Below are 24,675 nucleotides of genomic sequence, written 5' to 3'. Positions count from 1 at the left end.
ATGCAACCGGCAGCCGAAACCATACTGGATATCAAGGGACTGCGGACCGTCTTCCGTATCCGCTCCGGCGAGGTGACGGCGGTCAACGATGTCGATCTCGCCGTCGCCGCCGGCGAGACGCTGGCGCTTGTGGGTGAATCCGGCTCCGGAAAGTCGGTGACCAGTCTTTCGGTCATGCGCCTGCTCACCCGCAATGTCGGCGCGATCGCCGCGGGCAGCATCTCTCTGAGGCGCAAGGACGGCGCCGTCATCAATCTGGTCGAGCTCGACGACGGCAGGATGCGGGAAATCCGCGGCAACGACATCGGCATGGTCTTCCAGGAACCGATGTCGAGCCTCAACCCGGTCTATACGATCGGCGATCAGATAGCCGAGCCCATCCGCATCCATCGCCGGGCGAACCGGAAGACTGCGATGGATGCGGCGATCGGCCTTCTGGAAAGCGTCGGCATTCCGGATGCCAAGCGTCGCGCCGGCCAATATCCTCACGAACTTTCAGGCGGCATGCGCCAGCGCGCCACCATCGCCATGGCCCTTTCCTGCGATCCGACGCTGCTGATCGCGGATGAACCGACGACCGCGCTCGACGTGACCATCCAGGCGCAAATCCTCGACCTGTTGCAGAACCTCCAGCGCGAGCGCGGCATGGCCATGCTGTTCGTCACGCATAACCTCGGCGTGGTCGCGGAAATCGCCCATCGGGTAGCGGTCATGTATGCTGGCAGGATCGTCGAGACGGGGCCCGTGAAAGAGGTGTTCCGCAATCCAAGGCATCCCTATACGATGGGCCTCCTCGCCTCCATGCCGAAGCTCGGCGATGCGACCCGCATGAAACAGGCCGGCGAAAAGCTCGCCGCCATTCCAGGCGTCGTGCCGAGCCTGATGACCATGCCGAAGGGCTGCGCCTTCTCTCCTCGCTGTCGGTTCGCGATCGATGCCTGCCGCGCCGCCGTCCCCCCGTTGGCGAAGGTCAATGCCCGGCACGAGAGCCGCTGTATCCGCTGGCAGGAGATTTAAATGAGCGAACCACTCCTCTCCGTCCGCGATCTTGAAAAACACTATACTTCGCGTGGCACAAAGCTCACCATCCTGCAGGGCATCTCGTTCGATATCGGCAAGGGCGAGGTCGTGGGGCTCGTCGGAGAATCCGGCAGCGGCAAGACCACGATCGGCCGCTCGATCCTGCGTCTTATAGAACCTTCCGCTGGCAGCATCCGTTTCGACGGGACAGAGATCACCGCGCTTTCGGGATCGGCAATGCGGCGGACCCGACCGCGGATGCAATACATTTTCCAGGATCCGTTCGCGAGCCTCTCGCCGCGCATGACGATCGGGGAGATTTTGACGGAGGGGCTGAAGATACAGAACATCGGCACGCGCAAGGAGCGGCTGGAGCGCGCTCGCCAGGCGCTCGAACGGGTGGACCTGCCGGCGGATGCGATCAACCGCTACGCCCATGAATTCTCCGGCGGCCAGCGTCAGCGGATCGGCATCGCCCGTGCGCTGACGCTTGGTCCGGAATTCATCGTGGCCGACGAGCCTGTCTCGGCGCTCGACGTTTCGATCCAGGCCCAGGTCATCAATCTGCTGCGCGACCTGCAGCAACGCCTCGGCCTCACCATGCTGTTCATCAGCCATGATCTCGCGGTCGTCGAATATATCTGCGACCGGGTGATCGTGCTCTATCTCGGGCGCGTCATGGAGATCGCCTCGAGCGCCGATCTCTATGCCAGACCGCAGCACCCCTATACCCGCGCGCTGCTTTCGGCGATCCCTTCGCCCGATCCGGATGTCCGGCGCGACCGCCAGATCCTGAAGGGCGATATTCCAAGCCCCGCCAATCCGCCGAGCGGCTGCGTCTTCCGCACCCGCTGTCCCCATGCGCTTCCCGCCTGCGGCGAGGCGGTGCCCGAGCTCAGGCAAACCGCGCCGGGGCATTTCAAGGCCTGCATCCGTGACGATCTAGATTGAAGGGAAAAGGATAGTGACAGCAAGAGCACGCCGGCATCCGATTGCCGGCAATTGGGCAAGCCTTCTTCTTCCGATTGTGGCGGACGGCAGCATCGATTTTGGAAAACTGGCAGAAGAAATCGACCTCCTGATCAAGGCCGGCGTCGACGGCATCTATTCGAACGGGACGGCGGGCGAATTCCATAACCAGACAGAGGCGGAATTCGGCCGCATCCAGGAAATCCTGGCCGAACGATGCAGAAGTTCCGGCATGCCCTTCGTGATCGGCGCCTGCCAGCCGGACGCCACCATCATGCTCGGCCGCGTGCGCCGGATGGTATCACTCAAGCCTATGGCAATCCAGGTTATTCTGCCGGACTGGTGGCCGCTTTCCGATCCCGAGGCGATCGATTTCCTGAAGCGCATCGCAGAGGGTGCCGACGGAATTCCACTGATCCTCTACAATCCGCCCCATGCAAAGCGGGTGCTTTCACCGAAGGAGCTTGCCGAGGTCTGCGGCCCCTGCCCTTCTGTCGTCGGCATCAAGCTCGCCGATGGCGACGAGCGCTGGTATGAGGAGGCTCGTTCGCATCTGTCGGAATTCGCGCTCTTCGTACCTGGCCATCACCTGGCCACGGGTATCAAGCATGGGATTGCAGCCGGCGCCTTTTCCAACGTGGCGTGTCTCAGTCCGCGCGGGGCGCAGAACTGGACGGAACTCATGCGGACCGATCTCGATAAGGCTCTGGAAATGGAAGGGCGCATCTGCGCCTTCATGGACAATCACATCGTCCCGTTCCGCCGCGATCACGGCTTTTCCAATGCTGCCCTCGACAAGCTGCTCTGCGGGATCGGCGGCTGGGGGCCCGTCGGGACGCGGCTTCGCTGGCCCTACCGATGGATCGAGGAGCGCGAGGCGATCCGCCTGCGCGAGATCGCGCGCTCGGAAATCCCCGAATTCATTTCCGATTGAGCCGGCAATCTGCCCTCTAGTGGAACCGGCTGGAGCTATTGACCACAAACCGGGCCTTATCTTCGAAACCATCCCATAACGGTCCGATGCCCCTGCCGCTCAAGAGCCAGGCAAGGCTTACCTGTAAGACGCCGGCAATCTTGTCCAGCCGGTTAGCGCGCGGCGCGGCGCGATCGTTTTCCCAGTCCTGCCAGGTTTCCGGCGTGACGCCGATAATCGCGGAAATCTCTTCGACGGAGACATTCAACGCATCGCGCGCAAGCGAAATGCGGCCACCGATCGTATCGTCTTCGGCGGATGCCGAAACCTGTTGTCCATCATACATGCTGAAGCGCTCCACCGGATTGAGCTGAGAAAGCGGCTCCGCGGATGGTTTCCGCGGAGCCGTCAACGAGGCCTAGCCTTCGTTTCCACCGAGCCAGGCTTTCACCTGGTCCGGGTGGTCGGTGATGTATTTCTCGACAGCTGCGTCGTAGGAGGTTTCCTGCGCATTGAACATCGCCGCCTCCAGATCCGAGATCGGCAGCTTCATCCGGGAAAGGAACTCGGCGACCTTGGGATTGTCCTCCTTGAAGCCCTGGCGAGCGAGGATGTCGACATGCTCGGCTTCGCCGAGGGATTTATTCGGATCCTCGATATAGCGAAGCTCATACTTGCCGAACATCCAATGCGGGCTCCATGAGGTCGCGACGAACCATTTCTCCGACCGCATGGCGCGATCGACGGAGGTCAGCATGCCAGCCTCGCTGGAAATCTGCAGCTTGTAATCGTCGAGACCGTAGTCCTTGATTGCCTGTTCGGAAAGACGCGTCAGGCCGGCACCGGGGTCGATCCCGAGCACCTGGTTTCCGAGCTGTTCCTTGACGTCGTCCTTCTTGAGATCCTCGATGGAAGCGATCGCATCCTCTGGAACGTATTTCGGGACGACCCAGCCGAGCTTTGCTCCGTCATAGACGGTGCCGAGCGTCTCGACCTTGTCCTTCACCTTGGCGAAATAATCGGCATGCGTCTGCGGAAGCCAGGCCATCATCATGGCATCGAGATCGCCGCGACTGACGCCCTGATAGAGCGGCGCCACATCCGTCTGGACCAGTTCGACCTCTTGACCGAGCTCGTCCTTGATGAGCTTTGCCGCGAGCTTGGTGACGAATTCGGCGTCCGACCAGGCAGCCCAGCCGATCTTCACCGGCTTGGCGTCCTGCGCCATCGCCCCGGTGGTCGCGCTGCCGAAGAGAACGGCAGCGAGGCTCATTGTAACGAGTGTCTTGAACATATCTGCTCCTTTTTTGAAGGTTCGCATGCGGCGGCAAGCCGCCATTAACGAGCGCTGCGGATCAGGCGGGAGCTTCCGCCACCTTCTGCTGCGCCGTATTCCGGAAAAGCACGCGCCAGATGCCGGCACTCTGCTTTCCGAGGCTTTGGGTGATCCGGTCGAGGATCACGGCAAGGATGACGACGGCGATGCCGCCTTCGAAACCGGTTCCGACATCGAGACGCTGGATGCCGGTGAGCACCGTATTGCCGATGCCGCCCGCCCCGATCATGGAGGCGATCACCACCATCGAGAGCGCCAGCATGATGGTCTGGTTGATGCCCGCCATGATGGAGGGCATGGCATTCGGGAGTTGCACCTTGAACAGCAATTGCGAGGACGTGCAGCCGAAGGCATTGCCGGCCTCGATGAACTCCGCATGCACCTGGCGAATGCCTAGATTGGTCAGCCGGACGACCGGCGGCATGGAGAAGATGACCGTCGCGATCGTCCCGGGCACAGCGCCAAGACCGAAGAACATGGCGGCCGGAATGAGATAGACGAAGGCCGGCATGGTCTGCATCAGGTCCAGCACCGGCCTCGTCACGGCCGCAAAGCGGTCGCCGCGCGCCATTGCGATCCCAAGCGGCAGGCCGATCAGCATGGCGATCAATGTCGAGGCAATGACCAGCGACAGGGTCTCCATCATCGGCGACCAGAGCTGCATGTGGTCGACGAGCCAGAGGGAGGCGGCCGTGAAGACACCGAAGCCGAAGCTCACGCGCCACAGTGCCAGTGCTACGAAAATGGCAATCCCTACGGGCATTGGAATAGCGAGCAGCGCATCCTGGATGCCGCCGGTGACCAGACCGATCGCGGCCGCGATGAAATCGAGGACCGGCGCGAAATTGTCGAGAATGTAATTGACGGCGGCATCGATGCCGTCACCGAGATCGAAGTTCATGTGTCTTTCCGTTCTGCTGGTGTTCAGCCGGCGCGGTCGAGCGTCTCGAGAAGGGCCGATTTGCTGATCGAACCGATATAGCGGTTATCGTCATCCACCACGGGCACCGGCCAGGCGCTGGCGGCAACCTTGCCCAGCACGTTCGACAGCGGCTCGCTGGCGAAAACCGGCGCGGCTTCGGGCAGGAAGGCGCTACGGTAGGGATCGGCGGCGCCGCCGCGGACCTTCTCGATCAACGAGCTCTGGCTCACCACGCCATGATAGGTCTTGTCACGACCGACGATGATGGCGAACTCGCGATCGAAATTCTTCATTCGCTCCAAGGCCGCAGCGGCCGAGACACCCTGCCGTTCGATAATGGTCACCTGCGTCTTGCGGGCAATGTCACCGGCCTTGAAGACCTGGCTGACATCGACATTGCGGAAGAAGGAGCGGACATAGTCATTGGCCGGATTGAGCACGATCTCGTCGGGTGTGCCCACCTGAACCACATTGCCGTTCTGCATGATGCAGATGCGGTCGCCGATCCGCATCGCCTCATCGAGATCGTGGCTGACGAAGACGATCGTGCGGCTGTGTTCGGCCTGAAGGCGAACGAGCTCGTCCTGCATTTCCGCGCGGATCAGCGGGTCGAGAGCCGAAAACGCCTCGTCCATCAGGAGAATGGTCGGCTCGCTGGCAAGCGCACGGGCAAGGCCCACACGCTGCTTCATGCCGCCTGAGAGCTGGTCCGGGCGGCTATCTGCGTAGCCGGCGAGCCCGACGGCGTCCAATGCGGCATTCGCCTTCTCTTTTCGCTCGGCCTCACCGACGCCTGCAACCTCCAGCCCGAAGGCGGCGTTGTTGAGCACGGTGCGGTTCGGCAGCAGCGCAAAGGACTGGAAGACCATGCTGATATCGCGACGCCTGACGTCGATCAGCTCGCGGCGGGACATATTGGTGATATCCCGGCCATCGATCTCGATGTTTCCGGACGTCGGCTCGATCAGGCGGTTGAGGAGGCGCAGCAACGTGGATTTTCCGGAACCGGAAAGTCCCATGATGACGAAGATCTCGCCCGCCTTGATATCGAAGCTCGCATCATTGACACCGATCGAACAGCCCGTTGTTGCGAGAATCTCCGATTTGGTCTTGCCCCGCCTAAGAAGATCAAGCGCCTTTTCCGGCCGCTCACCAAAAACCTTGTAGACGTTCTTGATACTGATCTTGGTCGAACTCGGTTCCACCGATGCGTCATTTTCAGTTGCAAAAACCATAAAACTACAGGCCCCGGCTCGACAGCGGAGGCACTCTCCTTCTCGTCAAAACTCAACGGCGCAGAAAGTAAATCTCTACGCTCATCAAGTATTGTATCCAGCATTTTTCAGCGGAATTTATTTCCGCCAGCACAGAATTTCGCTTGCCTCTACATACGAAAATTCTATCGCGAGAGACAGCGATTATGATAGGCGAGGATGCTTGATTGTTGCTTTGGAAGCGACGATCCCCGCAGCGAAAGGTTGCCCTTATTTATGGGAACGATCTTTGAATGTCCATAAAAAAATCAAATTTTGTTATCGCGGCCGCTCTCCAACGGCTGGTTCCACATGCCCGAACCGCCGAGATTTCCGAGCTTCCGGTCCAGTCGTGGGTGGTCGCACGAGGCTCACCTCGCCTCGATGGAAGGCTTCATCTGCACATTTTCCGAAGCCTCCTTGAAGGTGAGACAACGCTTCGGTCCGCGCCGTCTCGACATAGGCATTCGGTGCCGCGTAAAAAGCTCGGGCCTGTTGCCGTCATCCTTCGCCAGTACCATCGGACTATCCAATGAGAGACTGACATGCTGCGTCCCTTCATCACGATGTTTCGTTCCCTCTCCGCCACCGGGATGCTCGTCGGGCTGATCTTCTTCGCAATGTCGCTTACCCCGAGCCTCATGCCGCGGTCCTATCTGGTCCAAGGCGCGCTTTCGGGCGTATGCGCGGCAACCGGATACATGATTGGTGTCGGCCTCTTCTGGCTATGGCGCTACCTTGAGCTCCCCTATCCGGAAGACCGCGAGCAGCGGCTGAAGGGCCTCGTGGCCGCGGCGGGATTGCTGCTCTGCATCTGGTTTCTCTGGCACGCGGTCGGCTGGCAGAATTCGATCCGAACGCTCTGGGCAATGCCGCCGCTCGACAGTGCCGATCCGTTCCGGCTGGCCGCCGTCGCCTCAGTCACCTTCCTTGCTGCGCTTATCCTGGGGCGGATATTCCAGTGGCTGTGCATCCGGCTCTCCGCCCTGCTCAAGCGGTATGTTCCCCGGCGAGTTTCGCTGCTCCTGGGCATCTTGATCGCCTTCGCCATCTTCTGGTCTCTCGGCCAGGGCGTGCTTTTGCGCCTGGCGCTCGATGCCGCCGACGCTTCGTTCCAGCGGCTCGATGCGCTCATCGACGAGGGTACCCTGCAACCAGGATCCGACACGACAGGAAGCGCGTCCTCGCTGATCTCCTGGGAAGGACTTGGGCGGCAGGGAAGGCATTATGTATCCGCCGGTCCAGGCGCCCCGGAAATCGGCAACTTCTGGCGCGAAGCCGCCCTTCAGCCGATCCGCGTCTATGTGGGATTGAACAATGCCGATACCGCGGAAGCGCGGGCGCGGCTTGCCCTGGCAGAACTCCGGCGACAGGGCGGGTTCGAGCGGCGGATACTGGTGGTCATCGCGCCGACCGGAACGGGATGGATTGATCCCGCCGCAATGGATTCGCTCGAATACCTGCACCGGGGAGACGTGGCGAGCGTCGCGCTGCAATATTCCTACCTGACGAGTTGGCTTTCTCTTCTCGTCGAGCCGGATGACGGGCAGGAGTCGGCGCAAGCGCTTTTCAAGGAGATCTACAGCTTCTGGAAGACCCTGCCGAGGCAGAGCCGTCCGCAGCTTTATCTTTACGGCTTGAGTCTCGGTGCATTCAACTCACAACTCGCCACCGACATTTACGACGTCGTGGCCGACCCATTCCAGGGAGCGTTATGGGCCGGGCCTCCTTTTAGGAGCGCAAGATGGCGCTCGGTAACGGCACAAAGAAATCCTGCCTCGCCCGCATGGCTGCCCCGCTTTCGGGATGGTTCGACCATTCGCTTCACCAATCAGTCGAACCACCTGGCGGAAGCGGATGCCGAATGGGGGCCGATCAGGTTCATCTATCTGCAATATGCGAGCGACCCGATCGTTTTCTTCGAGCCGGCTTCCGCGTTCAAGGAGCCGGCCTGGATGCGCGAGCCGCGCGGGCCCGATGTCTCGCGCGATCTGCAGTGGTTACCGATCGTGACCATGCTGCAGCTCCTGTTCGACATGGCGATCGCCACCTCGTCGCCGCTCGGTTTCGGGCATGTCTATGCGCCCGAGCATTATATTGACTGCTGGATTTCGCTGACGGGACCTCCCAATCTTGAAGCTCGCGAGGTTGATCGATTGAAGCAGCTTCTTCGGGCGCGCATGGCCTGAGGAATGTCGGCGGCCGAATATTGGGAAGTGAAACTATTTGGCACCGGATCGGAACCGAAAGTTCTGGCGACCGCCATGATTTGATGTCATCGGAACAAACAAACGGATCGGCGCCCGGGGACCGACGGTCCCTGCAAACAGGCTTCCAGTGACAATGCGATTTTTGTTGGCAAAGGACCCCCTGTATTCTATCAATTCGGAGTTGTGGCTACCGCTTCCACGGGCGACGCAGCGCCCCTGATCGAGGAAGAATGAAGGCGTTTAATCAGACTGCCCGCTGGGCGCTGACTGCCTATTGGACGGGTGCAAGCGTCGTCCTCCTCATCGCCGTCGCGCTCGCGGTTTTCATGAGCTGGCGCGACTACAATAATAGTTTCGAAACCGCTGCAAAGAACAATCTCAATCTCGCTGGTGCGTTGGCCGAGCAAACAACGCTCACTTTCGTTAAGCTCGAGGCCCTGGCCAAGGCCGTTATCGAAGACAGATCAGATCCGATCGTTCCTCCAGACCTCTTCTCTGAGGTCCTGAACCGACGGGCCGCCGCCGAACCCGCCGCAAAGGCGATCGTCCTCGTCGACGCCAGCGGCAGGGTCTTTGCCACCAGCAACCCGGCTCATCCCGTCGGTGAGGACCTCTCTCAAACAGATACCTATCGGGCATTGAGCATTCAGTCCGGACTGCCACGGCATCTCAGCCCATCGTATAGAATTTCCTCCGGCATCGCAGAAAGCCAATGGACGTGGGCGATGGATTTTGCCCAGCGAATCAATGATCTGGACGGCAATTTCGCCGGCTATGTGCTGATCGAGATCGACAAGGCGTCCCTCTACAACTTCTATGTGAACCTGCCGCAGGAAGACGGAAGGGTGATCGGCCTGGTCGGTGAAGACGGCATCATCCGCATTTCCAACAACCAAAGCGTCATCGGAAGCAATATCAAGCCTCTTCTTCATGACGTCTCGGGGGGCGATATCCGCATCGCCAACTCACCACTCACTGGCATTCGGCAGATCTTCGCATACAGCAAGCCCACCGCCGCGCCTCTGCTGGCCTATGTCGGGACGCCGGTCGAGGCCGTCTATGAAGCGTGGCGCGGCCCGGCCCTCATCGTTGCCAGCGCGCTTACGGCTCTCGGCGGCGCCCTTGTCGCCCTCGGCGTGATGCTCGGCAAGTATATCCGCAATCAGAAATTCCTCATTCACAATCGTATCGAAATGGAGCGTGAGCAGCAGGAGCGCGTGTTTCTCGAGGCAATTCTTAATACCGGCGGCGCGTTGGTGGCGGTAACCGATGCCGCCGGAAAGCCCATCGTGGTCAACCCTGCACTCCAGGAATTGTTCGGCCGCGTTGAAACTGGTGAGAGCGGCCAGTTTCGGCTCGCAACGGCTTTGAATAGGGGCGTCGATGAAATCATCGAGCATCTGCCGTTGGAAACGGGCGTCCGGACCATGGACCAGCACGGCCGGATGCGCGAACTTTCATGGACCGTCACCGCCATCCGGGATTCGGCGGGCTCCGTGCGCAACCTCGTTGCGATCGGCTTCGACAACACCGAACGGCGGGAGGCCGAGCTTGCCATCTACCAGTCCGGCAAGCTCATAACTCTCGGAGAAATGGCAACGGGGCTTGCCCATGAGATCAATCAACCGCTTGGCGCCATCGTCCTGACGCTGGATCATATCCAGGCACGGCTGCTGCAGAAAAATGCGGATGCGGCCTTTCTCAGGAAACATCTTGACACCATGACGGCTCAGGCCGAACGCGCGTCGAGGGTGATCGACCACATGCGCATCTATGGGCGTCGCAGCGACGGCAGCACCTATCCGCTCGACCCCGTGGAGGGGATCGAGGGTGCGCTTACCATCGCCGGCCGGCAGATCGAAAACGCAGGCATCGCGCTTCGCAAAAACTATCAAGCCGGCACGATCTGGATAACGGCAGAGATAACGGCTCTGGAGCAGATCCTGATCAACCTGTTGCTCAATGCGAGAGATGCCATCCTCGAAAAGCACCCACACAGAAAAGACATACAGGACTGGATCGCGATCGATCTCAGCAAGACAGATGATGGCTTCGCTTGCCTCGGCGTTCGCGACAGTGGCGGGGGCATTCCAACCGATGCGATCCACCGCGTGTTCGAACCGTTCTTCACAACCAAGCCTGTCGGCAAGGGCACCGGCCTCGGACTTGCCCTGAGCTACGGGATGGCCAGGAGCCTCGGCGGGCGATTGGAAGTACGCAATGGCGCCGAGGGCGCCGAATTCCTTCTGTTCTTTCCCAAGGCCGAAAAGCCGGAGGAAGAAAGGACAACCGAGATGACAGCGGAAAGGCGGCACTGATGGAATTTGCCGAAAAGCAGCTCGATACCCAGATCCTCCTCGTCGACGACGAGGAACCCTTGCTTGAAATCACCTCCTCGATATTGACGGATGCGGGGCATAAATGTCTGCTCGCGCCCAACGCATCGGAAGCGCTTCGGCAGCTTGAAAACAATGCCGCGATTGCCGTCGTCGTCAGCGACATCCGGATGCCCGAGATGGACGGCATATCGCTGCTACAGGCGATCCGTAGCCGCTTTGCCGATCGTGACTGGCTACAGGTGCTGTTCGTAACGGGACATGCCACGCTCGACATAGCCGTTGAGGCACTCAGGCTCGATGCCGTCGATTTCCTGCATAAGCCAATTCGCCGCGACGAGCTGCTGGAAGCAGTCGGACGCGCCATCATGCGTTCCAATGCGCAGCGCCGCAGGCGGTCGGGTCGGGACGATTGGCCCTATTCGCTCGACAAGCTGAGCGAGGAAGTCCGACGGCTTGGCACATTGCTCCAGGGGACCGACACGAAGGGATCTGCCGCATCGGCAGCGCGGACAGAAAACCCGCCCGATGCAAAGACCGATACGCAGCGCCTGCTCACGTTGATCCGTACCCGGCAGCTGCGCGAGAAAATGTTCAACGATGAACTCTTCGCCGATCCCGTCTGGCAGATGCTGCTCTATCTCCTAGAGTATCAACTGCAGAACGATGTCATATATCTCACCAATCTGTACATGGCGTCCGGCGTGCCGATATCGACGGCCTCAAGGCGATTGCTGGAGCTGGAGCAGGCCGGGCTTGTCCGGCGCGTGAACGACCCGGCCGACGGACGTCGGCAGATCGTCGCATTGACGCCCGAGGCCATGCAGCGCCTGGTCGGCTATTTCGAGATGCTCGACAAAAAGCTGAGCGAACAGGGAGCCTGAAGACTCACTCCGCAAGCGGCTCAGAAGCGGCCGCCGGTCCGGAAGCCGCCTCCTCCCGAGGGAGGGCGGATTGGCGGCATGCCCATACCGCCGCCCCAACTGCCGCCTCTGGGCAGCCGCAAGCCGCCGCCGAAGCCGCCGGGAGACCGGGGCATTCGCCGGCGGAAGCCCTCGTTCAAAACGTCTTCTAGATTGCGGGATGAAAGGGCTCCTTTGAGGATGCCGCCGATGACGGTGCCGATCATGTCCTCATTCGTGAACTCACCCAGGGGATCGCCATATCCTCGCTGGCGGAAGTGGCCACGTGCGCGCTCGAGCTCTATCCGTTTCCTACCGAGTTCGGCCGTCGTTCTGCGGACATCCTGGACCTCAGCGTCCGCACGAGCGATCGCCTCGTCGATTTTGCCAAGCTGCTGCACGATCTGCTCGTCTGCCGGGGTCGGCGTCCTGGTTGCTTCCGCATAGAGGACGCGGAGATCCTCTCTGCTCAGCCTTTCGGCCAGTATCTGCACGGCCTGCCGGTAATCGGCATCGCCCGCCGCTTCGGTCTCGCCCGCCTGCTCCTCGTCCAAGGCTGCAAGGTCGGATCTTGCCTTTTCAAGTGCCGTCTCGACCTCGTCCAGCGCCTTTTCCGCGGCCTCGAGTTCCTCTTCCAGCTTCACGATGCCGTCGTTCTCGAGCGCCCGGCGCTCGATGGCACTTCGCTTGGAAATTTCCGCGTCAACCATTTCCGCGACGCGATCGGCATGCTCTCGCAGACGCAGGGGTATCTCGTTGAGCATGTGATAATTGGCCCGGGCGTTTTGATAGCCGAGCAGGCGTGCAATCTTGCCATCGAAATACCGGGTAATGGAGCCTGCGCGGTACTCGGACGTTCCGTAGCCGGCGCGCCACAAATACATGAACAGCGGGTCCTTCTGATAAGGATTGCCCTTGCTTTCCCGATCCGCCTCGGACTGGACGGCCTTGTCGGCGGCTGCCTGGGCCTTTACCTGCGCTTCCGCCACCCTTTGCTGCTGAGCGATCCAGGCAGGATCGGCCTTTATGGCGGCTTCCACCTTGGCTGTGAGTTGATCGATCCGGTCGCCGACCGCCTCCACGACCCTGGCCTTTTCAGCACGGTCCGCTTCTGCCACCGTTGCGGCGACCGTCGCCTTGGCGCGCCGATCGGCGAACTCCGCAAGCCTGTTGCGCCGGCGGGCGATGAGTTCCAGGGCCCTCTGTTCCGCGGCGTTCAGGTCTTGCACAACCTGGTCGCGCGCCAGCGACTCCAGGCGGATTTCGGCAAGCGCCTTGAAATTATCCGCCTTCAGCGTCCGCAGCCGCGCGGCCTCCTCCTCCGCGGAGCGAAGCGTTGCGACCAGCTGATCCTCTTGCGAGCGAACCCCGAGAATAGCGCGCTCTATGGAGGACAATGTTTCACGTCCCGAGATCATCTGCCCTACCATTTCGTGATCGCGCCGCCCGAGACCTGCATCAGATAGCCGGGATCGAGCATGCCGCGTCGTTTTTCTCCAAGTCTGCTGTTCTGGACGATGCCATCATCCATCTTGTCCCGGCGCACGGCGTCAAAGACCGCCTGGGGTACTCTGATGCCCCATTGCGTTACATTCTCGGTGCGGCCGGTTTCCTCGCTTGCGACGGGCAGGCTCAAGGTCTGTCCGTCGGGAGTGACCGCCTCTACGATCAGATAGTAGTTGCGGCTCGCCTGGTTGACGTCCGGAATGCGGTAGACGCCCGTATCCGCCCCCGGCCGGGAGACGATGCGCAATGTATATTCGCGCAAAAGCCGCTCGCGAAGCTGACCCAATCCGGAAATTGCCGCACGGGCAGCCGCGGCATCGCCGGCAGCGATCGCAGCCTGACCATCACCCCTAAGCCGGTCGATCATCTCCCGGGCCTGCGGTTCCTGAGCCTCTCTCGAAGCCCCCTCCGCCGCGGTGGCGAGTGCCTGCGGCAAGGTCTCCGTCAGTTCGATCCGCGTGGCGTCGGCGGCTTGGCGTTCCGCACGCCAGTTCCAGGCCTGCCAGCCCACCCCGGCGATCGCAAGCAACAGTACGAAAGCCGCGACCTTGCCCACAGTGTGCCTGCGCACCCAAAGATTTGCGAGGGTACGGCCAAAGCTCGGCGGCGGCGGCTCGTAAACGAACCGGCTTTCCTTCAGTGCCTTGATACCTTCGTCGAGGATGCGGTCGGTGACCTCCAGCCCCTGTCCCTCATAGATTTGGCGAAGCCGTTTTTTCAGCTCGTCATCGCGCTCTTCCTGGGCCAGTTCCTTGGCGACAAGACCCTCCTGGTGACGGAGCGTATCGACGACATCCATCGCCAGCATCAGGTCATCGAGTTTCGGCGCCGGAGCTTGGCCGCCGGGAATGCTGGGCGGCGGTTCGGCGGATTGGACGTTAGCCATCGATCAGCAGCGCATTGCCCCTTTCCGCAAGCCGCGCAATGCGCCGCTTGCCGTCCTCCACGGCATCGCGAATTTCGTTTGAATTCTGCGTCGCCAGCTTGCGCATTTCCGCGATGATCTCAGTCGAATGTTCCTGGAAGTTGACCACGGAATCAACGAGTTTCTTGACCGCATCGGCGCGGATCGTGGGACCGTAGCCCGCCTTGATCGCTTCTTCCTGCACCTTGCCGCCGATCTCGGCGAGAACCTCGATCGATTTGGAGACCCCCTCCTTCATCTCGTTGAGGGTCTGAGTGGATTCATGCAGGCCGAAGAGGCCCGTGAAGGACGCTTTAAGCGCGGTCAGAACGGATTCATTGGTCGAGAAGAAAGACACCGACTGCTGATAGACCCGCTCCTTGGCATTGGTCGTCTGCATCAGTCTGGCCATGATGACCTCGGAAGTATTGTAGCCGATCGTCAGATTGTCGGCCAAATCCTTGGCGATCTGATAGCGGCCTTCCTCGTTCTGCATCACCCGCAGCTTTTCGTCACGCGCAAGCTCGAGCTTGGCGCGGCCGGCGGGATCGTTGGCGGTGAAGCCTGCCACCTCATCGGAGGCTTTCGTCAAGACACCCTTGGCGTCCTCGAGCTTGGCTTCGGCAGTCTTGAGAACCTCGAGCGCGGAGACCTCCGCCTGCTTCAACGCGCCCCGGAAGTCGCGATAGGCTTCCAGGATCACATGCTCGCGCTCGATATTTTCCTTGGTATCCTTGGCGACCTCGAGATAGGTGTCCTTGATCTCATCGAACCGCGCAGCGACATCGCCGCGGGAAATCTTCATCCAGACATTGGTGGAACGCTCGAAAATATCGAGCTTGCCATCGGAGATCTGGTCGACCATGCGCTTTGCATCGTCACGGATGGAATTGAAGCCCTTGGTGATCTTCTCGTAGCGCTCGCCGATCGACATCTGCGAGATCTGCTCGCGCACCACCTCGTTGAAGAAGCTCATCTGGTCGAGCGTGCGGGTAATCACAGCGACCTTGTCGGGTTCCAGATCGCTGATCTTCTCCAGCAAGCCGACGATTGGCGCCTCTCCGTTCCGCTCCGGGACCAAGCCCAAATCGCGAAGCGATCCCATCGCCTTTTCAAGATATTGCATCGGTGTCTTCCCAACGACATCGCTCATGGCTGCATCTCCCTCGCGAGCAATAGTTGCGGTGAGCTTAGAACAAAACCCATCCCTGTAAACCGGAATCTATGGCGGCTCGCGTGCTTTTCCATAGGCGTGACGGAGGCTTGCTTTCTGCATCTTTAGTGGGGTTCAAACAGTTCGACGACCCGGGAATACAACCACGCTACCGCAGCTATTCCGTAGAAGAGCGATATGAAGGCGTCGTGACAGTGATCTCGCGGATGCGGCACATAGCATCCGGCCGCTCGCAATCAGCCGAGCTCCAGAGTGGAGACCGCAAAAACGCCTGCCATCCGCACCGGCGGCGCCGGGCCACGATACATGCGAGCGGTTGCGAACCCCTTTGAAAAGCCGTTGGCTTCCAAGATCCCGGCGAGCTCTGCCTGTAAGACCGGCACGTCGATATGAATGGTTCGGCCTGCGGTCTGCGCCGCACAGGCTTTCAGCAGACACTCCGCATCGGCCGCGGTGTCCGCAAATAGCGGGCCGATCTTGAAGCCGTCATGGCATTTTCGGCAGACGGCATAGCCATGTACGACACCGTCGCGGACCATCACCATGGCAAGTCTCGGCGGCGTCAACCATTGCGCAAGAAAGCCGCTTCTTTCAGCGGGAAAGAAGTGCCGATCATAGCTGACAATGCTTTTTCTCATATCCGGCGAGGCCGCGGCCACATCCCTGCACGCCGCTCCCGGTATGCTGCCGCTCCAGCGAAAGGTCTCGTAATGCGGCTCGAACCCCATGCCCCGATAGTTGGCCTGCTGTTCGGGAACGCCGTCGAGGCCGACCGTCCGGCCTTCAAGATGTGCCATCGCGGCATCCCAAACCCTTCGGCCATAGCCTTTGCCGCGATAGCCTGGATGGGCGATGTAGAGCCCGATGAAACCGAAGTCGTCGCCATATCTCACGGCTGATATGCCTGCCGCCATCTCGTCATCGACGAAACAGCCGATAAAGCCTTGGGGATCGGCCGCATGGAAAGCGGAGGCGTCGGCAAGACCGGGGTTCCAGCCTTCGATGCGCGCCCAATCCATCAATGTTTCCGTTTCAAAAAGGGTGAGCGATCGAGTGGTTGGAGCAGTCGTCATGATCGGCCGAGTTTCCGGGGCTCGAAATCCTCGAGCATGCCCTTGTAGGATTTCGGGAGGGGTGAAGCATAGGCGCCGCCTTTCGCCGTGGAAAGGCCAAGAGCCACCAACCCCTCGACCTGCTTGACGGCGGCGGCCACGCCATCAACGACCGGCACCCCGAACTCCGCCCTGAGCGCGATGGCGAGATCGGCCATGCCGGCGCAGCCGAGTACGATCGCCTCGGCCTTATCCTCCTCCAGCGCTGCTGCGATTTCTCCGCACAGGCGGACGCGAGCATTGGAATTGGGATCTTCCAGCGAAAGCACCGGAATATCGGCGGCGCGTACCTTTGCTCGGGAGGACATGCCATAGCGGTGCACCAGCGCCTCGACCGGCAGGCGGGAGCGCTCCATTGTCGTCACCACGGTAAAACGTTGCGCAATGAAGGCGGTTGCGGCAAGCGCGGCCTCGCATATGCCGACCACCGGAATATTCGCCAGCGCGCGGGCGGCATCGAGGCCCGTATCGTCGAAGCAGGCGATGACCGCGGCATCGGCGCCCTCCCGCTCGCCCCTGGCGATTTCCAGCAGAAGGCCCGGCAATGCCAGGGCTTCGTCGTAATAGCCTTCGATCGAAGCAGGCCCCATGGACGAGGTTACGGCCAGAATGTCCGTCCCGGCATTGGCGACCTGGCGGGCGGACTCCGCGATCTTGGCCGTCATGCTGGCGGTGGTATTCGGATTGACGACGAGGATACGCATCGGTCTTAGGCCCTAGTCCGGCGCCGGTTAAGATGAACGATGAACCCCAGCGTGCCGGCGATGACAAGCAAGGAAAAGAGCGTCGTCACCGTACCCAGCGCGTAGAGCACCGGTGTCGTCACATTGGTGGTCATGCCGTAGATTTCGAGCGGCAGCGTATTGAAGGTGCCGGCCGTCATCAACGTTCGGGCAAACTCGTCATAGGAAAGCGTGAAGCCGAACAGTCCGACGCCGATGAGGCTCGGCGCGATCATCGGCAATACGACATGGCGGAAGGTCTGCCAGGAGGTGGCGCCGAGATCGCGCGCAGCTTCCTCGTAGGCGGGCGAAAAACGGTTGAAGACGGCAAACATGATGAGCACGCCGAAAGGCAGCGTCCAGGTGAGATGCGCGCCGAAGGCGGACGTGTACCAGGAGGGCTGCAGGCCGAACTGCTGGAAGAGCACGCCGATGCCGAGCGAAATGATGATCGACGGCACGACGAGGCTAGCAACCGCCAGGTAGAAGAGCGCGGTCGAGCCGATGAAACGGCGGCGGAAGGCGAGGCCCGCGAGCAGCGACACGATCACCGTGACGGCCATTACCATCAGGCCGAGCGCCAGCGAACGGCGGAAGGAGCCTCCGAAATCGCCGACCGCCTGGGTTTCGAGCAGGTTGGCGAACCAATGCAGCGACGTGCCGTTCAATGGAAAGGTCAATCCGCCATTCGGCCCCTGGAAGGAGAGGATGAGGATCGCCGACAGAGGCCCATAGAGAAAAAGCACGAAAACGGAAAAGAAGATGGCGAGGATATAGAACTCCCTGGAGCGTTTCTCACGATACATGGATCAAAGCTCCTTGCGGATGTCGACGATGCGCAGGATGCCCGCGACCATCAAAAGAACGAGGACGAGAAGCACCACGGCATTGGCCGCAGCCGCCGGGTATTGGAGTAGCGACATCTGGTTCCTCATCATCAGCGCGATGGAGGCGCTCTGCCCGCCCGACATGACTTGCACGGTGGAGAAATCGGCCATCACCAGCGTCACGACGAAGATCGTGCCGATCGCCATGCCGGGTTTGGCAAGCGGAATGATGATGTTGACGAGAACCTGCCAGCCGCTGGCGCCGGCATCGCGCGCCGCCTCTATCAGGGAGTGATCGATACGCATCAGCGTGTTGAAGATCGGCGTCACCATGAACAGCGCGTAGAGATGCACCATGGCCAGCACCACCGCGAAATCGGAATAGAGAAGCCATTCGATCGGCTGCGGAATGATCCCCGCGTCGATGAGCGTCGTGTTGACCAGACCATTGCGTCCGAGAACCGGAATCCAGGAAATCATGCGGATGATGTTGGAGGTCAGGAAAGGTACGGTGCAGACGAGGAAAAGCACCATCTGCATGGCAGAAGTGCGGATATGGAAGGCGAGGAAATAGGCGACCCAGAAGCCGACGAACAACGTGATCGCCCAGACGAGCAGGGCGAATTTCAGCGTGTTGAGATAGATTTTCCACGTGACCCAGGAGCCGAGCGTCTCGGCATAGTTGAAGGTCACGAAATCCGGGTACATCCGGGCGAAATCGTAGTCCCAGAAACTGACGACCGCGATCATCAGGATGGGCACGAGCAGGAAGGCGCCGAGAATGGCTGCAAGCGGCGCTGCCTGAAGATAAGAGATCAATCCCGACGGCAAACGGAGGCTTTTGGCTCCCGTGCTTTCGATCTTTTCCGTTTCCGAGGAGGTCATCGTCGCCATTTCATCTTCTTCTTTGGAAGGGTAGCAGGGCGTGCCAAGCTTCCCTCCCCGCTTGGCGGGGAGGGAACAGGTTGGCGAATGCCTCAAGCCGCGATGAATTCGTTCCAGCGGCGGACCATGTAGCGGTCCTCGTCCATGACCGAATTCCAGCAGGCGACCTTGCCCATGCGCTCCTCAAAGGAGCCGCCATCGCGCACTGCGCCTGCCTTTTCCATGACTTTGCCGTCGGGGCCGAGAATATCGCCCTGGGCAGGCTTGCCTTCGACCCAGAAGCCCCATTCGTCGGCGCTCATATGTTGCTTTGCGGTTTCCATCGCCGCCGAATAATAACCCTGTCGATTCAGATAGGCTCCGACCCAGCCGGAGAGGTACCAATTGATATATTCATAGGCCGCGTCGAGCTGCGCACCCTTGAGATGCGCGGCAAGTCCCAGCCCGCCGCCCCAGGCGCGGTAGCCTTCCTTGAGCGGCTGATAGACGCAGGGAATGCCCTTGGAGCGGACGGCCGCGACAGCGGGCGACCACATGGATTGTATGACCACTTCCCCGGAAGCCATCAGATTGACGCTCTCGTCGAACGATTTCCAGAAGGCGCGGAATTGGCCGTCCTGCTTGGCCTTGATGAGGAAGTCGATCGTCTTGTCGATCTCCTCGGTGGTCATGTTGCCTTTGTCGGCATATTTGAGCTCGCCCATCGCCTCCATGATCATGGCAGCATCCATGATGCCGATCGAAGGGATGTTGAGGATCGAGGTCTTGCCCTTGTAGGCCGGATCCATGAGGTCCGCCCAGGTGGTGATCTCGCGACCGACAAGATCCGGGCGGATGCCGAGCGTATCGGCATTGTAGATGGTCGGCACCATCGTCATCCACTCGGTCGGTTCCGTGGCGAATGTCTTTGCCTCCTGGCTTTCGACAAAGCCTACGGTGTGAGGCGCGGTGCCCTGGGCGACGACGCTTTCGGGCGTCAGCTTACCGTTGACGAAGAGCGGCACGATCTTGTCGAAATATTTCAGCTTCTTCACGTCCATCGGCTGCAGGACGCCTGCCGGATAGACTTTCTTGGCAATCCAGTATTCGACGTCGGCGACATCGTAGGAATTCGGCTGCGTGACGGCCCTTTGCGCGGCGGCGTCGGAATCCGTGGCCGTCATCTCAAGCGTGATTCCGAGGTCTTCCTTGCACTTTTGTGCGATCGCATTCAGGTTCGAGACGCCGGTGCCGAACTGGCGCAAGGTGATCGGGTTCTGAGCCCAGATGGTGGGAAATCCGGTGATCGCGCCGGAGCCGGCAGCCAGACCTGCCGCCGCAGACGCCGTCTTCAGGAGCGATCGGCGGGAGATTCCCTTGGCCTTCTTCTTTTGAGTATCGATCATTGCTGTTCTCCTCTGTTGGGTTTTTGTTTCGATATCAGTGACGTTTCGGGCTGCCGAGAACGATGGCGTCCTGGCGCTCCCAGGCGAGCGGGATCGCTTCGCCGACCTTCACGGGGTGGGCGAAATATTCCGTGTCACCCAAGATGGCGGTGAAATCCTCGATGCCGGCGCCGTTTACCGACAGTTTCACCGAGGAGCCGCGATATTCGATGTTGGTGACCGATCCAGTGAAACCGAGGCCCAGCTCCGCCGGCTGGCCGATCCGGACACGATCGGTGCGAATGACGATATCTGCGGCATCGCGAAGGGTCTGCGCCCCCCCATCAGCAAGGAATTCTCCGCCCCCAGGAACACCGAGAAGAAGACGCTCGGCCTTGTGTTCGATCACCCGGCCGGAGATCACGTTGTGGTCACCCATGAAGCGGGCCACGAAAGGTGTCGCTGGGCGTTCGAACACTATGCGCGGGTGGGCGGCCTGCTCGATGCGGCCGTCGTTCATCACCACGATAAGATCGGCAAGCGCCATGGCTTCTTCCTGGCTGTGCGTCACATGCACGAAAGTGATGCCAAGCGAGGTCTGGAGCTTCTTGAGTTCTGCCCGCATGCGGATTTTGAGAAAGGGATCGAGCGCCGAAAGCGGCTCATCGAGCAACAGCGCCTCTGGGTCGGTGATGAGCGCACGGGCGAGCGCCACACGCTGTTGCTGGCCTCCGGAAAGCTGGGCCGGGCGGCGGGTCGCATAGGCTTCAAGCTGCATCAGGCGCAGCATATCGAGCGCCTTTGCGCGGCGCTGATCCCTATCGACACCCTTCATCTTGAGGCTGAAGGCGACATTGTCGACCAGATCGAGATGGGGAAACAGGGCATAGGACTGGAACATCATGGCCGTGCCGCGGCGCGCCGGCGGCAAATCGGTTACCACGGTATTTCCGAGCCGTATATCGCCGCTCGATATCGTTTCGTGGCCGGCAATCATGCGCAGCGTCGAGGTCTTTCCGCAGCCGGAGGGCCCAAGCAGGCAGCAATAACTGCCTGCCGGAATCTTCAGGCTTATGGACTGCACGGCGGTCGTGGAACCATAGATTTTTGAGACAGAGGCGATATCGATTTCGGCTGCTTTACTCATCCGCACGCTCCTTTGCGTCGGCTATCGCGATGCATGGAACATGCCAAATCCATCAAGTCCTTGAAGAAGCGCATACTTCCGGGAGCGACGGGACGGCGGCCGTTTCGATGGCTTGCGCAATGCGCAAAAAACAAGCGGCTGTCTGCGATCCATTGCAAAAATTGTATGCAATCTTCTTCTGTATCGCTGACAAAAGCCGCTTGGTTTTGCCGCGGGGCCGCGATACAAACGCTGAGACAGCGGACCTGAACATGAATATCGGCGAAAAAATCGTTCTCACCGAAGCAGCGCCCGAGGACCGCTCGGCCGCGATCCGGGAAGCCCTGCGCGACGCGATCATCGACAGGCGGCTTGCACCAGGCACCAAGCTTTCGGAAGCCGAGGTCGGCTCCCTGTTCGACGTTAGCCGAACGGTCGCCCGCGCAGCACTTCAGATACTCGCCTTCGAGGGCTTGGTGACGATCGAGAGGAACCGCGGCGCCTTCGTCTCGAACCCGTCTCCGGAAGAGGCCCGTCAGATCTTCGCCTCACGGCGTCTTATCGAGCCCGGCATCATCGCCGCGGCGGTGGAACGCATCACCGCCGAGGATATCGAGCAGTTCCGCCGGCTGCTGGATGAAGAGGCGCGCTATATGAACGAGCGTGGCCCTGCGGCGCGGCGTGCCGAGATCAAGGCATCCGGCGAGTTTCACCTGATGCTGGCCAGACTTTCCGGAAATACGATCCTCGAGCGTTTCATGGACGAACTGGTCGCCAGATCCTCGCTGGTGATCGCCATCTATGGGCGTTCCGGCATCTCGAGCTGCGGCCACGGCGAGCACGCCGCTATTGTCGAAGCGTTGGAGAAGCGCGATGCGGCGCGCACGAGCCAGCTCATGCTTCACCACATCGATCATATCGAAGCCGATCTCGACCTTCGCCTGCAGGAAGGCATGGCATTGCGCAATGCTTTAGGCTTCTAGAGAGCGCTGTTTCAGCCAACGACGACGGCGATCACCGATACACAATCCCCAGCTTTCACGAGGCCCGGGAAATGCCGGGCGCAGAGAATGCCGTCCATCTTGGCGCGGATTTCATGCGGAGCCGCACCCGTTCGTCCTGTCGGATAAATGCGTGCGACAACGGCGTTCCTGGTTATCTGGTCGCCGAGATCGAAGACGGGTTCGATCAAGCCGTTCTCCTGCGCAAAGGAAAAGCAATCGCCATCCGGCATGTCGAGCCAGGTCGTGGAACTGCTCTCGGGGCTCCCTGCGACGATACCCGCACGGCGCAGCGTGTTCATGACGCCGCGCTTGGCAATCCCGGCGCTTTTCGCCGTGGCAGTTCCTCCGCCGCCGAGCTCGGTGGTGATGAAGACCTTTCCCATCTCCTCGGCGGCGGTGTCGTACATGCCGATCGCATCGATCTCGAGCATCTTCATCGAATATGGCGCCGAGAACGCCTTCACCAGTTCGAAGGCACGGGCTTCCTGTTCCTTGTCCGGCAAGACATGTGCGGCGCAGAAAGGCAGGAAGTCCAGCGTCTTGCCGCCGGAATGGAAATCCAGCACGATATCGGCGCGGGGCAGCAGTTCGCGTTGGAAGTAATCGGCGATCTTCTGCGTCACCGTCCCGTCCGGACGACCCGGAAAGCTGCGGTTCAGGTTGCCCTTGTCTATCGGCGAGGTCCGGGTGCCGGCCAGGAAGGCGGGATAATTCATCGCCGGCACGATGATCACCGTGCCGCTGACATCCTCTGCCTCAAGGCTGCGGGCGAGATCGAAGAGCGCGATCGGCCCTTCGTATTCGTCGCCGTGATTGCCGCCGGTCAGGAGCGCCGTTGGCCCGTCGCCGTTGCGGATAACCGTAATGGGGATCATCACCGATCCCCATGCGGAATCATCGCGGCTGTAGGGCAGCCGCAAGAAACCGTGCTGTACGCCTTCGGCATCCAGATCCACCGTAGGGCTGATCGGTGACGGCCGCAAAGCCAAGTTGCTCATTATCTCAATCCTTGACCATCAGCCTGCGCGGCACGTTTGCCAGGCATTCGACGCCGGTATCGGTGACGAGAATGCTTTCGGTGGTCTCGAAGCCCATGTCTTCTAGCCATAGACCGGTCATGAAATGGAAGGTCATGCCGGGCTTCAGTTCCGTGCGGTCGCCCGGCCGCAGGCTCATGGTCCGCTCGCCCCAATCCGGCGGATAGGAAAGCCCGATCGGATAGCCGGTGCGGTTGTCCTTGACGATCCCGTATTTCTTCAGCACACCGAAGAAGGCATTGGCGATGTCCTCACAGGTATTGCCGGGCTTTGCGACTGCGAGACCGGCCTCCATGCCCTCGAGCGTCGCCTTTTCCGCGTCCAGGAAGGCTTGCGTCGGCTTGCCGAGGAAGACGGTTCGCGACAGCGGCACGTGATAGCGGTTATAGCAGCCGGCGATTTCGAAGAACGTACCCTCGTCTCTTAGCATCGGCCGGTCGTCCCAGGTCAGATGCGGCGCGGAGGCTTCCACGCCCGACGGCAAAAGCGGCACGATCGCCGGATAATCGCCGCCGATACCGTCGACGCCGCGCGTACCGGCATCGTAAATTTCCGCGACCAGGTCGCATTTACGCATGCCCACCTCGATCTTGTCGAAGATGCGCTGATGCATGGCCTCCACGATGCGGGCGGCATTGCGCATATACTTGATCTCGGTCTCGCTTTTCACTGCGCGCTGCCAGTTCACGAGGGCTGTCGCATCGGCGAAACGCGCATTCGGAAGATGCTTCTGCAGCGAAGCAAAGGCGGCCGCTGAGAACCAGTAATTGTCCATCTCCACGCCGATCGTCAGCTTGTCGAGGCCACGTTCGGCAAGCTTAGTCGACAGGTAATCCATCGGATGACGCTCGGTCGATTGCACGTAGTGATCGGGATAGCCGATGATGTTCTCGTGCTTCAGATAGGCGGTGAGCTTGGCGCCGTTGGCATCCTGACCGCGGCCGAACCAGATCGGTTCGCCGGACGGCGGCACGATGACCGCCTGGTGCACATAGAAGGACCAGCCGTCATAGCCCGTCAGCCAGGCCATGTTGGAGGGATCGCTGACGATCAAGAGGTCGACCCCCTTCTCCTCCATGGCGCGCCGTGTCTTTTCCAGCCGCGCGGCATATTCGCCGAGCGAGAATTTGAGATTGGGCTGGTTCATGTTTCT

The 24,675-nt window shown here is 60.7% G+C and carries 22 protein-coding genes; 7 read left to right on the top strand and 15 right to left on the bottom strand.

Features of this window, described 5'->3' with window-relative positions; all coding sequences use genetic code 11:
• Genes YH62_RS06030 through YH62_RS06020 form a run of 3 tightly spaced genes read left to right on the top strand, consistent with a single transcriptional unit; the run spans position 1 to position 2,923 of the window.
• Positions 1-1,017, top strand: a complete 1,017-nt coding sequence (locus YH62_RS06030) for an ABC transporter ATP-binding protein (protein ID WP_046793694.1) — start codon at positions 1-3, stop codon at positions 1,015-1,017.
• Positions 1,018-1,971, top strand: coding sequence for an oligopeptide/dipeptide ABC transporter ATP-binding protein (locus YH62_RS06025; RefSeq protein ID WP_046793274.1), 954 nt, complete (start codon positions 1,018-1,020; stop codon positions 1,969-1,971). It begins immediately after the preceding gene.
• Positions 1,972-1,984: 13 nt separating this feature from the next.
• Positions 1,985-2,923 (top strand): dihydrodipicolinate synthase family protein, encoded by a 939-nt coding sequence (locus YH62_RS06020; RefSeq protein ID WP_046793273.1) that lies wholly within the window; start codon positions 1,985-1,987, stop codon positions 2,921-2,923.
• 16 nt (positions 2,924-2,939) lie between these two features.
• Here the strand turns inward: YH62_RS06020 and YH62_RS06015 are convergent, their stop codons facing one another.
• The 4 genes from YH62_RS06015 to proV form a co-directional block, all read right to left on the bottom strand.
• On the bottom strand, positions 2,940-3,248 hold the full coding sequence (locus YH62_RS06015; RefSeq protein ID WP_046793693.1) for a helix-turn-helix transcriptional regulator: 309 nt from the start codon (positions 3,246-3,248) through the stop codon (positions 2,940-2,942).
• Positions 3,249-3,320: 72 nt separating this feature from the next.
• Positions 3,321-4,196, bottom strand: a complete 876-nt coding sequence (locus YH62_RS06010) for a glycine betaine ABC transporter substrate-binding protein (protein ID WP_046793272.1) — start codon at positions 4,194-4,196, stop codon at positions 3,321-3,323.
• Positions 4,197-4,257: 61 nt separating this feature from the next.
• Positions 4,258-5,139 (bottom strand): proline/glycine betaine ABC transporter permease, encoded by an 882-nt coding sequence (locus tag YH62_RS06005; RefSeq protein WP_046793271.1) that lies wholly within the window; start codon positions 5,137-5,139, stop codon positions 4,258-4,260.
• Between the two features lie 23 nt (positions 5,140-5,162).
• On the bottom strand, positions 5,163-6,395 hold the full coding sequence (gene proV / locus YH62_RS06000; protein ID WP_046793270.1) for a glycine betaine/L-proline ABC transporter ATP-binding protein ProV: 1,233 nt from the start codon (positions 6,393-6,395) through the stop codon (positions 5,163-5,165).
• A 563-nt stretch (positions 6,396-6,958) separates the two neighbouring features.
• Here proV and YH62_RS05995 point away from each other — a divergent pair.
• The 3 genes from YH62_RS05995 (at position 6,959) to YH62_RS29070 (ending at position 11,843) form a co-directional block, all read left to right on the top strand.
• The gene (locus YH62_RS05995) at positions 6,959-8,602 is read left to right on the top strand and encodes an alpha/beta-hydrolase family protein (protein ID WP_046793269.1); all 1,644 of its coding nucleotides are present in this window, start codon (positions 6,959-6,961) and stop codon (positions 8,600-8,602) included.
• Positions 8,603-8,853: 251 nt separating this feature from the next.
• A complete protein-coding gene (locus YH62_RS05990) occupies positions 8,854-10,941 on the top strand; it encodes an ATP-binding protein (protein ID WP_046793268.1) in 2,088 nt (695 codons plus the stop codon).
• Complete coding sequence (locus tag YH62_RS29070) at positions 10,941-11,843, top strand: response regulator (RefSeq protein ID WP_052760351.1); 903 nt, start codon at positions 10,941-10,943, stop codon at positions 11,841-11,843. Before YH62_RS05990 ends, YH62_RS29070 begins: the two co-directional genes overlap by 1 nt.
• Before the next feature lie 20 nt (positions 11,844-11,863).
• Here the strand turns inward: YH62_RS29070 and YH62_RS05980 are convergent, their stop codons facing one another.
• From YH62_RS05980 to YH62_RS05940, 9 genes are all read right to left on the bottom strand, one after another.
• Positions 11,864-13,279 (bottom strand): hypothetical protein, encoded by a 1,416-nt coding sequence (locus tag YH62_RS05980; protein WP_046793267.1) that lies wholly within the window; start codon positions 13,277-13,279, stop codon positions 11,864-11,866.
• A gap of 5 nt (positions 13,280-13,284) precedes the next feature.
• Positions 13,285-14,253, bottom strand: a complete 969-nt coding sequence (locus YH62_RS05975) for a DUF6384 family protein (protein ID WP_046793266.1) — start codon at positions 14,251-14,253, stop codon at positions 13,285-13,287.
• Positions 14,246-15,424 (bottom strand): hypothetical protein, encoded by a 1,179-nt coding sequence (locus YH62_RS05970; protein ID WP_046793265.1) that lies wholly within the window; start codon positions 15,422-15,424, stop codon positions 14,246-14,248. Before YH62_RS05970 ends, YH62_RS05975 begins: the two co-directional genes overlap by 8 nt.
• 257 nt (positions 15,425-15,681) lie before the next feature.
• A complete protein-coding gene (locus YH62_RS05965) occupies positions 15,682-16,518 on the bottom strand; it encodes a GNAT family N-acetyltransferase (protein ID WP_046793264.1) in 837 nt (278 codons plus the stop codon).
• Complete coding sequence (locus YH62_RS05960; RefSeq protein WP_046793263.1) at positions 16,515-17,261, bottom strand: aspartate/glutamate racemase family protein; 747 nt, start codon at positions 17,259-17,261, stop codon at positions 16,515-16,517. The genes YH62_RS05965 and YH62_RS05960 overlap by 4 nt, the downstream gene beginning before the upstream one ends.
• A 5-nt stretch (positions 17,262-17,266) precedes the next feature.
• Complete coding sequence (locus YH62_RS05955; RefSeq protein WP_046793262.1) at positions 17,267-18,085, bottom strand: ABC transporter permease; 819 nt, start codon at positions 18,083-18,085, stop codon at positions 17,267-17,269.
• A 3-nt stretch (positions 18,086-18,088) separates the two neighbouring features.
• Positions 18,089-19,000, bottom strand: coding sequence for an ABC transporter permease (locus YH62_RS05950; protein WP_046793261.1), 912 nt, complete (start codon positions 18,998-19,000; stop codon positions 18,089-18,091).
• An 83-nt stretch (positions 19,001-19,083) separates the two neighbouring features.
• Positions 19,084-20,376, bottom strand: a complete 1,293-nt coding sequence (locus tag YH62_RS05945) for a PotD/PotF family extracellular solute-binding protein (RefSeq protein WP_046793260.1) — start codon at positions 20,374-20,376, stop codon at positions 19,084-19,086.
• A gap of 34 nt (positions 20,377-20,410) precedes the next feature.
• The gene (locus tag YH62_RS05940; protein WP_046793259.1) at positions 20,411-21,502 is read right to left on the bottom strand and encodes an ABC transporter ATP-binding protein; all 1,092 of its coding nucleotides are present in this window, start codon (positions 21,500-21,502) and stop codon (positions 20,411-20,413) included.
• A gap of 251 nt (positions 21,503-21,753) precedes the next feature.
• On the opposite strand from YH62_RS05940, the gene YH62_RS05935 reads away from it, so the two are divergent.
• Positions 21,754-22,464 (top strand): GntR family transcriptional regulator, encoded by a 711-nt coding sequence (locus tag YH62_RS05935; RefSeq protein ID WP_046793691.1) that lies wholly within the window; start codon positions 21,754-21,756, stop codon positions 22,462-22,464.
• 11 nt (positions 22,465-22,475) lie between these two features.
• Here the strand turns inward: YH62_RS05935 and doeB are convergent, their stop codons facing one another.
• The gene (doeB, locus tag YH62_RS05930; RefSeq protein WP_046793258.1) at positions 22,476-23,483 is read right to left on the bottom strand and encodes a N(2)-acetyl-L-2,4-diaminobutanoate deacetylase DoeB; all 1,008 of its coding nucleotides are present in this window, start codon (positions 23,481-23,483) and stop codon (positions 22,476-22,478) included.
• A gap of 4 nt (positions 23,484-23,487) precedes the next feature.
• On the bottom strand, positions 23,488-24,669 hold the full coding sequence (gene doeA, locus YH62_RS05925) for an ectoine hydrolase DoeA (RefSeq protein WP_046793257.1): 1,182 nt from the start codon (positions 24,667-24,669) through the stop codon (positions 23,488-23,490).
• Between the last annotated feature and the right edge of the window lie 6 nt (positions 24,670-24,675).

The sequence above is a fragment of the Rhizobium sp. LC145 genome (assembly GCF_001005825.1).
Lineage (GTDB): Bacteria > Pseudomonadota > Alphaproteobacteria > Rhizobiales > Rhizobiaceae > Neorhizobium.
The sequence above is the reverse complement of the archived record's forward strand: the minus strand, read 5'-3'. Positions and strand labels throughout refer to the sequence as shown.